The sequence below is a fragment of the Thalassobacillus sp. B23F22_16 genome (assembly GCF_043496955.1).
GTDB lineage: Bacteria > Bacillota > Bacilli > Bacillales > Halobacillaceae > Thalassobacillus > Thalassobacillus devorans_A.
This window is the reverse complement of sequence record NZ_JBIEKD010000003.1, coordinates 36,748-51,084: the sequence shown is the minus strand read 5'-3', so window position 1 is coordinate 51,084 and position 14,337 is coordinate 36,748. Positions and strand designations below refer to the sequence as shown.

Below are 14,337 nucleotides of genomic sequence, written 5' to 3'. Positions count from 1 at the left end.
GGCCAGGCTGTTCATATATGCTTAACATGGGGATTCTCGCTTCATCACAAAGCGGAATCCTTTATTATTGTTTGAAACAAGCGAAAGGAGGGGTGGCTTATGGCTAAATTCGTGGTGGTCGATTTAGAGACAACCGGAAATACACCAGCCAAAAACGACCGGATCATCGAAGTAGGTGTGGTTATATGGGAAGATGGAGAGCTAATGGAGGAATTTTCTTCCCTGGTATACCCTGAACAGGACATACCGCCTTTCATAACGAACCTGACTGGTATAACGAATGAACAGGTGGCACATGCCCCTCTTTTTTCTGAAATAGCAGAGGAGATGTATGAAAAGTTCTCAGATGCCTATATTGTGGCTCATAATATCCAGTTCGATCTTGGTTTTTTGAATAAAGAATTTGCTGATTGTGGGCTGAAAGCATTAGATAACCCAGTGATAGATACTGTAGAGCTAGCCCGGATATTACTGCCTCAGTCTCCAGGGTTCAAGCTTGGGCAGCTGGCAGAACAACTGAACATACAACATGAAGATCCTCACCGTGCTTTATCTGACACAAAGGTTACAGTGGACTTATTAGCTCAGTTATTTCAAAAGTTTTCAGAGCTTCCACTACTCACTTTAGAGCAGCTTTTAAAAATGGAAAGTGGATTTAAAAGTGATTTACGCCAATTATTGAACGATGAAATTTCCAGAAAGCTGTACTCCGAGGAAGAAAGCGATGAAATAGATATTATTCATGGATTGGCTGTGAAAAGGGTCGACAATAAAACAGCCGATGAATTTGAAGCAGCCTCTTCTTTTGGTGACTATTTGGATCATCTTTTTCATTCGAAAGATGGCCTGTCATCCATTGTCTCTGGTTATGAGTATCGAGAAGGTCAGAAAACGATGGCTGAAATCGTTTATGATGCATTTACATCGGAAGAACATGCCTTGATTGAAGCGGAAACGGGAACGGGGAAATCTTTGGCCTATTTGATTCCTGCCATATATTATGCCTTATCTCAAAAAAAGAAAGTAGTGATCAGCACCTACACAACTCAATTACAGCGCCAATTATTGGAAAAAGAAATACCTCAGGTTCAATTGTTATTTGGAAAGACCTTCGAGATAGCCCTTTTAAAAGGGAAAGAACATTATATCAGTACTCTCAGGTTCAGTAAGGAGTTGAGGGAAGGAAGCCGGGACAATTACGATATTGTATTATCCAAAGCAATGCTACTTGTCTGGCTTACAGAGACGACCACAGGAGATATCGATGAAATCCAACTGCCTTCTAGTGGAAGATACTTATGGAATCGTATTTCGACCGACCAGGAGGAAGCGGAGGAGACTTGGTCAAAGACCAATAAATACTCCTTTTATCGTAAAGCAAGAAGGCGGGCGGAAGAAGCAGACATTATCATTTCGAACCACTCCTTGTTATGTACGGATTTAACTCTGGAACACGCTTTTATGCCTGAATTCGATCACCTGATAATCGACGAGGCCCATCACTTGGAAACAACGGCAAGTAAATATTTTGGACTTCATATGGATTATGGATTATGGCAAAGTTACTTTAATCAATTAGAAGCCTTGTATACGACTAAGAATTCTACCTGGTCCGAAAAAATGCAAGAAATAATAACAGAAGAGATTCCTTTTTATAAAAACTTAAAGGAAGAAGTAGATGCTCTGTTTCGTTTTTTATTCCATCTGGTCAGGTCAAATAATAAAAAAAACAAAGACCATAGTGACGTTGGCAGAATGCAATTCACCTATCAACAAAAGAAAGTGAAGGCAAAGCAATTATCAGCCATCAAAGAGATGATGGCAAGGCTGGCGGCTGATGTTAATCATTTGGGGCGAGGAATGGACACATTGACGGATCATCTGGCAGCTGAAAATGTATTGACTGATTCCAGTAATTCAGACTTTGTAGAAATGGCTGCTTTTATTCAGAAACTGATACAGATGAAGGATGAGCTGAACCATTATTTATTAAACGAGGATGAAGAGGAAGTAAAATGGCTCGAAATTGACGCCATGGGGGCTCACAATGCTGTTTATTTATACAGCGAACCTGTAAATATCGCTTCCCGTCTAAAACAATCCTTGTTCGATGTAAAAGCGAGTGTCATCCTGACTAGCGCCACCCTTACGATGAAGCATTCTTTCCGGTATATTACCGACAGGCTTGGCATAACGGAACTTAATCCTGTACAAAAGAAAATACCTTCCCCTTATCCTTTCCATGAGCAGGTACGGTTGATGGTGCCGAATGATTTTCCAGATATTAAAAGCAATCAGGATGACTTTATTACGGCGACATGTGAAGCCATTTACTCCATGGCTCAAATAACGGAAGGCAGGATGCTGGTGTTATTCACTTCCTATGATATGTTAAAAAAGACGTACGAATTATTACGAGAAATCATTATGCCGGAAGAATTCATGTTATTCGCCCAAGGTGTAACAAGTGGGAGCAGGGAACGTTTAAAAAAGAACTTCCAGGCGTTTGATCAATCCATTCTGTTAGGAACCAGTTCTTTTTGGGAGGGTGTTGATATCCCTGGAGATGATTTATCCTGTCTTATGATTGTACGGCTTCCATTCCAGCCGCCTAATCATCCGGTGTATCAAGCAAGGGCTGAACGTATGAAAAAAGACGGCAAAAATGCTTTTATGGAACAGTCTTTACCAAATGCGGTCATTCGATTCAAGCAAGGTTTTGGCAGGTTAATCCGCTCGAGTACAGACAGAGGTATCGTTTTTGTTTGTGATCAGCGTTTGATCAATGCCAGATATGGCAAATATTTTATCGAATCGATCCCAGAAGTACCACTGGAAGTTGACAGTACTTCCAGACTGATGCAAAAAGCGACAGAATGGTTATGATTTTTTCCTCTGCATATGCTAAAGGTGTTAAACTTTTGAAAGATAGCAGGGATGCAGATGAAAAGATTTTTGTTTCTTTTACTGATGGTATGGTTCATTCTTGCTGGTGCAAGTGGGCCGGAACAGTCACAGTATAAACCGAAAGAGCAAAGCCAGGCGGAGATTACATTTTTCAATATCCCTGATGGGGAAGCTACACTGCTCCAATCCGACCGCAGACGAAATTACCTTTTTAATACCGGTGAAACTGCCAGTTTTAAATTACTTAAAGAAGAATTGGAAAAACTGGAAGTGAAAAAAATCAAAGGGATTGTTCTCACAGGGCAGACCAGTGATTATTGTGGTAATTTGAAGGAAGTAGTCACTGATTATGATGTGGAAGAAATTTTTTATACAGGTTCACTAACAGATAATTGCAATGTACCGGATGGTGTATCGACGGTCAGTTGGAAAGAAGGCGATCGAACCCGATTAGACGGTGTGTCCTTACAGGTCATATATACAGAGAATGAACAGATGGCCTTACACCTTTCCTTTCATGAAACTGGAATCATCTTTTTTACGAAAGGAGATCTGGAAGAAGAAGTTCACATTTCCAATAAAGGTTTACCACCTTTTCAAATATTGAAAATTGGAAACTACGGTACAGGAACCTCTCCTACAGAACAATTTCTGGAAAAGACAGATCCTCACCTTGCTGTTTTATTTACAAGAAAAGGGACATCAGTAAATGATGGGCTGATTGAACGGATGAACGGTTTTTGGATGGACGTTTACCGATTGCAGCAGACTGGAACGACCACCATTGAAATAGGTAAAGATCAATACCATGTACCCTCTGACTAGAAAAACCTGGCTTCATCGCCAATCTGTTGGCGAGAGCCTTTGTTTTTCTGTTACTCTTCTCCTTAAAGACATAAAGATTACATTAAAAAAACTGTGCCCGAAGTCGGGCACAGGATGGTTGTGGGTTAGGTTTTTTATTTTATCTTGAATTCACCATCAATTTCTGATCGGCAAACTGTTATAATGATTAGGTGATGACTTGACGTTACAATATTATTATCTGTTAGAAACATGGTATTATGAGTAGTAAATATTGAGATGAACTGATTTTTTTGGAGGAATTAAAATGGGGAACAAAATTGAAACGTTGTCAACTGTAAAAATAAAACATAGTGATGATCTATACAAAATAGTGGATACATTGAACCGTACGTTGAAAGAAGAAAATTTAATGTTTGGATTGGCGTTGGATGAAGATGATCAAGACACAGCAGTCTTCACGATCTACCGTACCTGATTGGCTGAAATGGACGCTGCTGGCCACCTTTATCCTTGGAATAGTATTGGCCATTTCGGCTTATACATTTTATTCCTCTATTTTGGACCAAAAGCGAGAGGGGTTCGAAAGTTCCAGACAAATAGCTCTGAATGAAACAGAGTTAATTGACATCACTGGTGTTGAAAGGTATAACGGTAACGAGGTCTTTCACATCGTATCCGGTAAAGAGGAAACTGGTGAAAAAGGCTACGCTTTTATCAGTACAGACAAAAAGCAATTGGAAACTTATTTGCAATCAGAAGTGCTTGTTGATTCAGCGAAGCTGAAACAAAGTTGGCAGGAGTCTTGCCGTTCATGTGAATGGCTGGGTATCAAATTAGGTCTGGAAGAAAAAAGACCAATATGGGAAATGACCTACATAGATGAGCAGGGCCGTTATGTGCTTGCTCATTATGACGCGAAGTCAGGGGAACGTTATCAGCAATTTGCATTCAAACGATCTTAAGAGGAGTGGAGAAAATGAAATTAGCAAACCGAGTACAAGCATTGACACCATCCAGCACGTTAGCAATTACCGCAAAAGCGAAGGCATTGAAAGCAGATGGGCATGATGTCATCGGCTTAGGAGCAGGAGAGCCTGATTTCAACACCCCGGAGTATATATTGGATGCAGCATCCTATGCCATGAAACAAGGGTTGACTAAATATACGCCTTCTGGCGGGATACCAGATCTTAAACAGGCGATTATTGAGAAATTCTCAAAAGACCAGAACTTAAGCTATAAAGATACACAAATAGTTGTCACCACCGGTGCAAAGCATGCGTTGTTTACGTTGTTCCAGGTCGTCCTTAACCCGGGTGATGAAGTGATTGTGCCTACTCCTTATTGGGTGAGCTATCCTGAACAAGTGAAATTAGCAGAGGGTAAGCCTGTATTTGCCGAAGCAAAGGAAGAGAATGGCTTTAAAATTACTCCAGACCAGCTGGAAGCTGCTATTACTCCTAAGACAAAGGCTGTCATCATCAATTCACCAAGTAATCCAACTGGCATGATGTACTCTAAAGAGGAATTGCAGGAACTAGGAGACATTTGCTTAAAACACGATCTTTTGATTGTATCGGATGAGATTTATGAAAAGCTGATCTATTCAGAGGAAGAGCATGTCTCTATCGCTTCCTTATCAGATGACTTGTACAAACAAACGATTGTCATTAACGGTGTTTCAAAATCACATTCCATGACAGGCTGGAGAATCGGTTATGCAGCAGGTGATCCGGAAATCATAAAAGCGATGACCAGCATGGCCTCACATTCCACTTCCAACCCTACTTCAATTGCACAGTACGCTGCTTTAGCTGCTTATACGACAGACGAACATGAAGTAAACAAAATGAAAGAAGCGTTCCGTGAACGTTTGGAGAAGTTGTATGAATGGCTGGTGGAAATTCCAGGAATAGAATGTGTGAAACCGAAAGGGGCATTCTACCTATTTCCGAATGTGAAAAAAGCAAGCGAGAAGAACGGGTTTGAATCGGTGGATGCATGGGTGGAAGCACTCTTAGAAGAAGAGAAGGTAGCAGTAGTACCTGGCTCAGGCTTTGGTTCTCCGGATAATATTCGCCTTTCTTATGCTATTTCACTAGATCAGTTGGAAGAAGCGGCTAAACGAATTAAACGATTCGTAGAAAATCATTAATCAAGTTAGTTGGAGGGAACATTGTGAAAACGACGATAGCTGAAGTGTACAAACATGTAGGGGAAGAAGTGACGATTGGAGCGTGGCTTGCAAATAAGCGCTTCAGTGGCAAAATTGCATTCCTGCAGTTGAGAGATGGAACAGGATTTATGCAGGGAGTGGTTGTGAAAGCAGAAATAGGGGAGGAAAAGTTTCAGGAAGCAAAAAGTCTTACCCAGGAATCTTCTCTCTATGTGACCGGAAAAATTGTAGAAGATACTCGTTCGCCACTTGGGTTCGAAATGCAGGTGACGGACTTTGAACTGATTCATGAAGCGGTGGATTATCCAATTACCCCCAAAGAGCATGGAACAGAATTCTTAATGGATCACCGTCATTTGTGGCTGCGTTCGAAAAAACAACATGCAGTTATGAAGGTTCGTAATGAAATCATTCGGGCGACTTATGAATTTTTTAATGAACAGGGATATGTCAAAGTGGATCCTCCGATTCTTACAGGTGCTTCTGCAGAAGGTACTACGGAACTATTCCATACGAAATACTTTGATGAAGATGCCTATCTGTCTCAATCAGGACAATTGTATATGGAAGCGGCAGCAATGGCACTCGGTAAAGTATTCAGTTTCGGTCCCACCTTTCGTGCAGAAAAATCTAAAACAAGGCGCCATCTGATTGAATTTTGGATGATTGAACCGGAAATGGCGTTCATGGATCATGAGGATAGTCTACAAGTACAAGAGCAGTATGTTTCTCATGTCGTTCAATCTGTTTTGAAAAACTGTAAGATTGAGTTGTCCATACTTGATAGAGACACATCAAAACTTGAAAACATTCAAGCACCATTTCCGCGTATTACCTATGATGAGGCAATTCAGTTAGTGAAAGAAAAAGGGTTTGATGATGTGGAATGGGGAGATGATTTTGGTGCCCCTCATGAAACTGCAATTGCTGAGAGCTTCGACAAGCCTGTCTTCATTACAAACTGGCCGGCCGAAATCAAAGCCTTTTATATGAAACCAGATCCAAAACGTCCAGATGTCGTGTTATGCGCGGACTTGATTGCTCCAGAAGGATATGGAGAGATAATAGGAGGATCTCAGCGCATCGATGATATGGAGCTGATGAAACAACGTTATGAAGAACACGGGCTGACCGGACCAGCATATGAATGGTATCTTCAGCTGCGTCAGTATGGCAGTGTACCGCATTCTGGATTCGGGTTAGGATTAGAGCGTACCGTCGCCTGGATTGCAGGTGTCGAGCATGTACGTGAAACCATACCATTCCCGCGTCTGCTCAATCGTCTATACCCATAATGTAAGTCGCAAATATCTTATTCATAGACCATGCTAACGGACTCCGTGCATGGTCTATATTGTGACCAGCTTAGTTATTGTTTCATGGAGCTCAAGTTAGCTCTATTACTAGAAAAGACATCCAGTATCTATACATTTAAGGTGTGAAAAATATGAGTAATTATCAGCAATATCAGGATATATTGAATGATCAAATGACGCTCTCCAAAAAATTATTGATGAATTATCAATCGATAGGTCTTACGGATGCAGAATTGATAACCGTACTCCAAATCCAGAGGTTTTATTATGATGGCAATCCTTTTCCGACTCCTGCGGAAATTTCAAAATATCTCACTGGCACAGACCAGGATTGCTCTCGTCTGCTTCGCAGTTTGATCAAAAAAAATATTCTGGTAATTGAACAAAAAAGGAACGAAGATGGTATCCTGAATGAATATTACTCTTTTGAACCATTATGGGAAAAACTATATACCGCAGGTGAAGAGGTCCCATCCACGACAGATGCTGCTTCACAGGAGAATTTATTTGTATTGTTCGAACAGGAATTTGGCCGTTTGTTATCTCCTTTTGAAATAGAAACGATTAATATATGGCTCGATCAGGATGAACAGCCGCCTCCTTTAATAAAGGCAGCATTGCGTGAAGCTGTTTTGATGGGGAAACTAAACTTCAAATATATAGATCGTATCCTTAGGGAATGGAAGAAGAAGGGGATCCGCAGTGTTGATCAAGCACGACAGGCCGGTAAACAATTCAGGGGTCAACAGAAGTCGGGAGAAACCGTAAGCCAAAGTTCAAACAAAGATATTTCTTTATATTATAATTGGCTGGAGGAAGAATAGAGGGAGAGATGGACAGTTGCTCAATAAAAAACAAATCGAGTATTGCCTGGATGTTTTCGAAGAAATGTTCCCACATGCTGAATGCGAGTTGAATCATTCTAATCCATTTGATTTATTGATTGCCGTCGTACTTTCTGCCCAATGTACGGATGCGCTAGTAAATAAAGTAACAAAAGACTTATTCAAAAAATATCGCACCCCTGAGGACTACCTGGCAGTACCTTTGGAAGAATTGGAACAAGATATTCGTTCCATCGGTCTATATAGGAATAAAGCGAAAAACATCCGGAAGCTTTCACAGACGCTGCTTGATAAATTTGATGGAGAGGTACCACGGACCAAGGAACAATTAGAAAGTCTTGCGGGTGTGGGAAGAAAAACAGCCAATGTGGTAGCTTCTGTTGCCTTTGAAGAACCAGCTATTGCTGTAGATACCCACGTAGAAAGAGTATCAAAACGGTTGGGTATTTGCAGGTGGAAAGACTCTGTATTAGAGGTAGAGAGGACGTTGATGCGAAAAATACCTAAGGAAAGATGGAGTGAAACACACCATCGTATGATTTTCTTTGGCAGGTATCACTGTAAAGCACAACGGCCTAATTGCGAGGAATGTAAATTACTTGAGATATGTCGAGAAGGAAAAAAACGTATGCGAAAAAGATAAATTCAAAAAGCCAGTAGCTTAACAAACAAGCTACTGGCTTTTCTATAGGGTAAATTATTTAAGAAATTCTATGGCAACAGACTACTGTTACTATCTTCATTAGAGTCGCCGTCACCGGAGTCGCCGTCACCGGAGTCCCCGTTACCGGAGTCCCCGTCACCGGAGTCACCGCCACCGGAGTCACCGTCACCGGAGTCACCGTCACCGGAGTCCCCGTCACCGGAGTCACCGTCACCGGAGTCGCCGTCACCAGTGTCACTGTCACCAGAGTCACTGTCACCAGAATCTCCGTCACCAGTGTCACCATCCTCATTACCATTTCCTCTTCCATTGCCATTATTATTACCGTTACCTTGACCGTTGCCATTATTACCGTTGTTTCCTTGGCCTTGATCTTCATTTTCGTTTTCTTCTTCATCCTGGTTTTCTTCGTCTGTGTCTTCTTCTTGTTCTGCATCACCGCCAGGGACAGTGACTTCTACAGATTTTCCTTCACTCTTACTGTCATCACCGACAGCTCTTATCGTGAACTTATAAGTTGAACCTTCATTGATCTGAGTTACTTCCAATGACTTCTTATCGGTAGTCGTGATAGTACGTTCATCGGACCCATCTACAGATACGGAAACTTCAAATGAGACATCATCGTCGTGATCCCAAGCCATATCTATGACATGCTTATCTTTGTTATATTTGGCCTTAAGATCTTTTACAGGATCGAGGCGGTCATACTCCTCAGATGTTTCAGATGGCATGTTGTCGACATGGAATAACTCCGTGATGATTTCTGAATCCGGTGTATAATCACTTGGGAGTTTTGCTGGATTAGAACCTTTCTCCACTTCCACTCTCTTAACTGTATCAGGCATTGTGAAATCTTTCGTGTCTTTTCCTTCAGAAAGAGTTGTCATTAGTGACTTAAATAACTGTTTCGGAATATCTTTACCGGTTCCAATATCACGGGCATTACCTTCTCCATAACCGGTCCAGGTAGATATTGAGTAGTTAGTAGTATAACCATTGAACCAGGCATCTGGAGTGACATCGCCCCCGTCTTCTGCATAGGAATTTGTCGTTCCAGTTTTACCTGCTACTGGCAGGCCAGAGATATTTGCAGTTCGCCCTGTACCACTATCATTGGTCATGACGCTTTTCAGCATATCTGTGATCATATAGGCTGTGTATTTACTCATTGCAGCTTTAGGTTCCGGCTTCAAGTCTAGTTCCTCATCGTCAGGCAGGACAACTTTTTCTACTGCATAAGGTTCATTGAAGACACCTTCATTTCCAAATGCTGCATAAGCGCCAGCGAGTTCTTTTGGAGTAGCAGTAGTCTTAGCGCCCCCAATAGCGTCCGCATGGTAAATATCATCATCCTTGAACTCGATTCCCAGCCCTTCTGCAAAGGACTTAGCATTATCTAACCCAACTTCTTCAATAGTTTGTATTGCAGGGTTATTTAACGAGCGATAGAGTGCTTCACGCATGGAAACCCAGCCGTAATATTTATCGTTGTAGTTATTTATCACATCACCATTCGGGAATTCGACCGGACCATCGTCATCATATTGGTGATACGTTGACCATTTTTTATTTTCTATCACAGGACCATAAGCCATGATAGGTTTGAATGTAGAACCAGCTTGACGGCCCCCCTGGATGGCGTAATTATACCCGCCGGCTTCTTCCGATCTGCTGCCACCAATAGCTCGTATTGCGCCTGTCTGGGTATCAACGACAGTAGTCGCTGTTTGCAGCTCATCATCCGGGAATGGAAGCGGGCTGTCTTTACTTAACAATTCTTCGACTTTCTCCTGCGCCTTCGGCTCCACAGTGGTATAAATACGAAGGCCATCTTCGTAAATATCAGCCCCGTCGAGTTTTGCTTCTACTTCTCTTTGGACCTGATCTAAGAATGCTTGATACTTGTTCGTGCGTTTTTCCGCAGGGTTAAGCATTTCTTCAATTTCTACACTCTTTGCTTCTTCGGCCTCTTGTTCTGTAATTTTTTCATGATGAACCATGAGGTCTAATACTCTGTCACGGCGTTCTTTTGCATATTCTGGGTTCTTAATAGGGTTATAAGCAGCCGGTCGTTGAGGAAGACCGGCAAGCAATGCAGCCTGTGGCAGGGTCAACTCTTGAAGGTCGGTGATTCCGTAGTAAGTCTCTGCCGCTTCGGCTACCCCATAGGCACCGCTGTCATAATAAATTTTATTCATATACATTTCGAAGATTTCTTCTTTGGAATATTGCTGTTCCAATTTAATTGCCAGCCATTGTTCCTGGACTTTACGCTCTAACGTTTTATCAGGGCTAAGGAAAGAGCGTTTCACTACCTGCTGCGTTATCGTACTCGCACCCTGGGATCCAAAGCCGGATGTAATGTTGCTAAACACGGCTCCACCGATTCTGCGGATATCGATCCCGGAGTGTTCAAAAAAGCGGGCATCTTCTGTAGCCAGAACCGCATCTCTCATAACGTCCGGCAGTTCACTATAACTGATCTTAGTTCTGTTTTCACTTCCTAATTCTGCAAATAGCTCACCATTCATATCATATACGCGAGAAGGAATAGGATCAGATAATTGCGCTTTATTCAATTCTGGTGCACTGGAAACATAGTAAGCGAATAGACTTCCGGTTACTATCATGAGAACAATACCGGTGATAAGAAGGGCAAGAAGCACTTTTTTAAATACCGGTTTTTTGTTACCTTTTTTACTTTGCTGATTTCGTCTTGCTGTACGAGATTGGCTGTCATTTGCCATAACTCATTTCCTCCATTTCTAGAAAAAAAGCTTGTCAAGAACTTTGATGTAATCTACTCGTGCCTGGTAGTGAAAAGGAATCAGCTTTCCATTCCTTTGTATATAAGAATAAGGGATGGACTTTCTTCCTCCTTGCTTCTGTTCGTCCCACCAGTAAAAAAGCTTCACAGCAGATAAGAAGTAGGTTTCATCATGTGGTGTGAATCGGATGATCATAAAGCAAATGCCCCCGTGCTCATGCACTGATTTCATATGATCGATTTGATGTTGATGTATATTGCTCAAGGGAAAAGAAGTCTTATTTCTAGTTTCCTTGGCTTCAAAATCTATATAGCTGCCTCGATAAATGCCATTATAGTCTGTAGTAGATGCTTGCTTGAAATAGCCCTCTTTAATGACTGCCGCGCTTCTCTTTGGGTAATCGACGCGAACAATCTGGACGGGGGTCGGCTTTTTATGGATCACCGCAGTATTAGACGATAAATAATACTCATTGGTTACATTGATGTCCTCCTCAAGTGTCATACCCCTGTTACTGAAATCGGGTTTCTTTTTTAGGGGATTGGCTGCTTTTGCACCAGAGCCCCGTTTCCCATTCGGATAATTCATCATGATACCTCCCACCATGAGAGTATCATACCAAATTTTACGTAAAAATGAGAACAAAAATTATCTTTTTACTCTAAATATCCCGGAGATAGAGACACATAATATACAAAAAAGGATGTTGTTTATGTGTTCGGATATAAAGGGCGATATCATACAGCAAGTTACAAACAAAACAGCACGTTATAACTCGGATAATATTACCCGAACCAAAGCTTATCAAAACTTTTATTTAAAAAATAGAGAGATCCGATGGGCATTCCTTGCTAGTATGGTATCGAGAAATGCCGGATGGAATATGACGGATCTTGCTATATCCCCATTAAAAACCCTATTGACTGATAAACAACGGGGGATGTTATTTTCTACTTATGAGCGGGCGAACTGGCTGATCTTTTCAGATGTTTATCCTCAGCTTCTTCTTTACCAACTATCAAAGGAGAGGAAGACACCTTTATTCCATCACCTTGATAAGTTTCACGTATCCCAATTCATGATTAACGAATGGATTCGTTTTTGGGAAACAAAAGATAAATCAAGGCTTGTGAAAGCACTCATTATAAATGAACAAAATGTGATTGAAAATCCAGTCATCCAGCAACCTTGGTATCAGCATAAAGTGTTCCACCAATGGCCGTACATGCTCGAATCTATATTTCGTTTGAATGTCGTATTACTGCCGGGAAGAAGTGGACGATTATACGGCCTTCCTGTTTATCGTTTCACTCACCTGGATCAACGGATCGCTATAGGCAACACGTTGACAGAGATGCTGTTTCATCCTGATTATTATCCGGATTTCCATGATTTTGCGTTAAATGTTGAACCGACAGGAAGCAGAAAAGATTATGAACAATTCTTTTATGATTCGATGGCGTCAGCCCCACCCTTACAGCAGATTTACTCTATCGTCCAGCATCAAGACAATATTCGTGAAGATTGGTTCCGCTTAAGGGGGTTGAAGCAAAAGTGGTGGCAGATCCGTTTACCTTTACCTGATGACGCCCCCAGACGATATTATGTAAAAAAGCAGGCATTGATGCAGCTGAGCAAATGGATGAGTTCAACAGGGGGGAGGGGCTGAATAATCTCAGCCTCTCATCTTTATGTTGCTGGGTGGTTTTCTCCATCTAATTTCGGATTGCCTGTGTGTTTTCTGGCTTCATTACTGTTCTTTTTATTTTGTTGCTCGGTACGTTTCTGTTCTTTTTTACTCATGGAAACATCCCTCCTTAGTCATATTCTTTGTCGAATCACGAATTTTATAATTTTATCTTTTGCTATTTTTGTAAGATAGCTTCTAGTTTTGTCATCTGTAGAGGAAGGGGGAGAATTAGCTAGAATGTTTATAGTACAAGAAAGCATAAAGGAGGTTTTATGCATGAGAGTTTCATCAAAGTTAGAACAAAAAGGGGTATCCAGAAGACAATTCGAACATTCATTGCTAGACATGATGGATGATATGCAGCGACTGGAACAGAAGATATCTTTAAAAGCTGATGAAGTTGTATTTACAATGGCAGTAGCTCACAGGAAGGAAATTGATCGCTTACAGGAAGAGATATTGACGATGAGAGAAGAAATAAAAGAGCTGAAAAAGAATCAAAAAGACTTACACATGGATCAGTCATTTTCACTTGCGGGCAGAAAGACCAGACTGATTTAATCGTCTCCATGTACCGTTTCTCCTGAGCATGGTAGGCTAGAGGGGAAGGGGTGAATCATTTATGAAAGATTTAGTTGAACTTACGGAGCAAGTGAAAGACATGATAGAAGAATTGCGGATAAAGTATGAGAAAGAAACCGAACCCGTAGATAAGAATGATCATGATTTTTTTCAAAAAGTCAAAACAGAAACGAAGTCAATGTTTCAGTTAAATGATAAATGGCTGGCAGCCGCTGAAGATTTTGTTAAGGATAAACATGTCAATGTACATCCCAACCAGGTGAAATCGACCCATGAAAATGTAGAGCTATTAATTTTACATAGCTACTACATTGATGTGAAAAAGAAACGGTATAAGGAGCTTAATCGCTCTGTCCATTATGTTATGGACATGCTGCTTGAAGATTGGAATGAAGGGAAAGGGGACCAATGACTGGTCCCTGTTTCTATTCTTTATAAGAGGTGCCTTCGGGTATTTTTCTTACTTGATCTCCAGACTCAGCAAAGCGTTTAGCTGTTTTAGGCTTTTCATGTTCATGGTTCTGACGTTTTGTTTTGAATCCTTTTCCGCGTCCCATACAATCAACCTCCTTTTTAATT

The 14,337-nt window shown here is 41.2% G+C and carries 14 protein-coding genes; 11 read left to right on the top strand and 3 right to left on the bottom strand.

Features of this window, described 5'->3' with window-relative positions:
• Positions 1 to 99: 99 nt before the first annotated feature.
• From dinG to nth, 8 genes are all read left to right on the top strand, one after another.
• A complete protein-coding gene (gene dinG, locus ACGTNI_RS04050; RefSeq protein ID WP_394460228.1) occupies positions 100 to 2,886 on the top strand; it encodes an ATP-dependent DNA helicase DinG in 2,787 nt (928 codons plus the stop codon).
• Between the two features lie 57 nt (positions 2,887 to 2,943).
• Positions 2,944 to 3,732, top strand: a complete 789-nt coding sequence (locus ACGTNI_RS04045) for a ComEC/Rec2 family competence protein (RefSeq protein WP_394460226.1) — start codon at positions 2,944 to 2,946, stop codon at positions 3,730 to 3,732.
• Between the two features lie 286 nt (positions 3,733 to 4,018).
• Positions 4,019 to 4,189: a YpmA family protein gene (locus tag ACGTNI_RS04040; protein ID WP_085508667.1), complete on the top strand. Its 171-nt coding sequence runs from the start codon at positions 4,019 to 4,021 to the stop codon at positions 4,187 to 4,189.
• Positions 4,143 to 4,676: a cell wall elongation regulator TseB-like domain-containing protein gene (locus tag ACGTNI_RS04035; RefSeq protein ID WP_394460224.1), complete on the top strand. Its 534-nt coding sequence runs from the start codon at positions 4,143 to 4,145 to the stop codon at positions 4,674 to 4,676. The genes ACGTNI_RS04040 and ACGTNI_RS04035 overlap by 47 nt, the downstream gene beginning before the upstream one ends.
• Before the next feature lie 14 nt (positions 4,677 to 4,690).
• Complete coding sequence (locus ACGTNI_RS04030) at positions 4,691 to 5,869, top strand: pyridoxal phosphate-dependent aminotransferase (RefSeq protein WP_394460222.1); 1,179 nt, start codon at positions 4,691 to 4,693, stop codon at positions 5,867 to 5,869.
• Positions 5,870 to 5,892: 23 nt separating this feature from the next.
• Positions 5,893 to 7,185, top strand: coding sequence for an asparagine--tRNA ligase (gene asnS / locus ACGTNI_RS04025; protein WP_394460219.1), 1,293 nt, complete (start codon positions 5,893 to 5,895; stop codon positions 7,183 to 7,185).
• Between the two features lie 152 nt (positions 7,186 to 7,337).
• The gene (locus ACGTNI_RS04020; protein WP_394460217.1) at positions 7,338 to 8,030 is read left to right on the top strand and encodes a DnaD domain-containing protein; all 693 of its coding nucleotides are present in this window, start codon (positions 7,338 to 7,340) and stop codon (positions 8,028 to 8,030) included.
• 16 nt (positions 8,031 to 8,046) lie between these two features.
• On the top strand, positions 8,047 to 8,694 hold the full coding sequence (gene nth, locus ACGTNI_RS04015) for an endonuclease III (RefSeq protein WP_394460215.1): 648 nt from the start codon (positions 8,047 to 8,049) through the stop codon (positions 8,692 to 8,694).
• 68 nt (positions 8,695 to 8,762) lie between these two features.
• On the opposite strand, the gene ACGTNI_RS04010 is transcribed toward nth, so the two are convergent.
• Both ACGTNI_RS04010 and recU read right to left on the bottom strand, forming a co-directional pair.
• Positions 8,763 to 11,465: a transglycosylase domain-containing protein gene (locus ACGTNI_RS04010; protein WP_394460213.1), complete on the bottom strand. Its 2,703-nt coding sequence runs from the start codon at positions 11,463 to 11,465 to the stop codon at positions 8,763 to 8,765.
• A gap of 18 nt (positions 11,466 to 11,483) precedes the next feature.
• On the bottom strand, positions 11,484 to 12,074 hold the full coding sequence (recU, locus tag ACGTNI_RS04005; protein ID WP_085508660.1) for a Holliday junction resolvase RecU: 591 nt from the start codon (positions 12,072 to 12,074) through the stop codon (positions 11,484 to 11,486).
• Positions 12,075 to 12,198: 124 nt separating this feature from the next.
• Here recU and ACGTNI_RS04000 point away from each other — a divergent pair, with 124 nt between their 5' ends.
• The 3 genes from ACGTNI_RS04000 (at position 12,199) to ACGTNI_RS03990 (ending at position 14,170) form a co-directional block, all read left to right on the top strand.
• Positions 12,199 to 13,155 carry a DUF2515 family protein gene (locus ACGTNI_RS04000; RefSeq protein WP_394460210.1) on the top strand — a complete coding sequence of 319 codons (957 nt, stop codon included), beginning with the start codon at positions 12,199 to 12,201 and terminating at the stop codon, positions 13,153 to 13,155.
• Between the two features lie 297 nt (positions 13,156 to 13,452).
• Positions 13,453 to 13,737 (top strand): hypothetical protein, encoded by a 285-nt coding sequence (locus ACGTNI_RS03995; RefSeq protein WP_394460208.1) that lies wholly within the window; start codon positions 13,453 to 13,455, stop codon positions 13,735 to 13,737.
• A gap of 61 nt (positions 13,738 to 13,798) precedes the next feature.
• The gene (locus ACGTNI_RS03990) at positions 13,799 to 14,170 is read left to right on the top strand and encodes a DUF1798 family protein (RefSeq protein ID WP_085508657.1); all 372 of its coding nucleotides are present in this window, start codon (positions 13,799 to 13,801) and stop codon (positions 14,168 to 14,170) included.
• A gap of 13 nt (positions 14,171 to 14,183) precedes the next feature.
• Here the strand turns inward: ACGTNI_RS03990 and ACGTNI_RS03985 are convergent, their stop codons facing one another.
• A complete protein-coding gene (locus ACGTNI_RS03985) occupies positions 14,184 to 14,315 on the bottom strand; it encodes a hypothetical protein (protein WP_254901832.1) in 132 nt (43 codons plus the stop codon).
• Positions 14,316 to 14,337 lie beyond the last annotated feature (22 nt).

Excerpts from the sequence above, each read along its gene's own strand:
- dinG (WP_394460228.1), top strand. The coding sequence starts at position 100 with ATGGCTAAATTCGTGGTGGTCGATTTAGAGACAACCGGAAATACACCA.
- ACGTNI_RS04045 (WP_394460226.1), top strand. The coding sequence starts at position 2,944 with ATGAAAAGATTTTTGTTTCTTTTACTGATGGTATGGTTCATTCTTGCT.
- ACGTNI_RS04040 (WP_085508667.1), top strand. The coding sequence starts at position 4,019 with ATGGGGAACAAAATTGAAACGTTGTCAACTGTAAAAATAAAACATAGT.
- ACGTNI_RS04035 (WP_394460224.1), top strand. The coding sequence starts at position 4,143 with ATGAAGATGATCAAGACACAGCAGTCTTCACGATCTACCGTACCTGAT.
- ACGTNI_RS04030 (WP_394460222.1), top strand. The coding sequence starts at position 4,691 with ATGAAATTAGCAAACCGAGTACAAGCATTGACACCATCCAGCACGTTA.
- ACGTNI_RS04020 (WP_394460217.1), top strand. The coding sequence starts at position 7,338 with ATGAGTAATTATCAGCAATATCAGGATATATTGAATGATCAAATGACG.
- ACGTNI_RS04010 (WP_394460213.1), bottom strand. The coding sequence starts at position 11,465 with ATGGCAAATGACAGCCAATCTCGTACAGCAAGACGAAATCAGCAAAGT.
- recU (WP_085508660.1), bottom strand. The coding sequence starts at position 12,074 with ATGAATTATCCGAATGGGAAACGGGGCTCTGGTGCAAAAGCAGCCAAT.
- ACGTNI_RS04000 (WP_394460210.1), top strand. The coding sequence starts at position 12,199 with ATGTGTTCGGATATAAAGGGCGATATCATACAGCAAGTTACAAACAAA.
- ACGTNI_RS03995 (WP_394460208.1), top strand. The coding sequence starts at position 13,453 with ATGAGAGTTTCATCAAAGTTAGAACAAAAAGGGGTATCCAGAAGACAA.
- ACGTNI_RS03990 (WP_085508657.1), top strand. The coding sequence starts at position 13,799 with ATGAAAGATTTAGTTGAACTTACGGAGCAAGTGAAAGACATGATAGAA.
- ACGTNI_RS03985 (WP_254901832.1), bottom strand. The coding sequence starts at position 14,315 with ATGGGACGCGGAAAAGGATTCAAAACAAAACGTCAGAACCATGAACAT.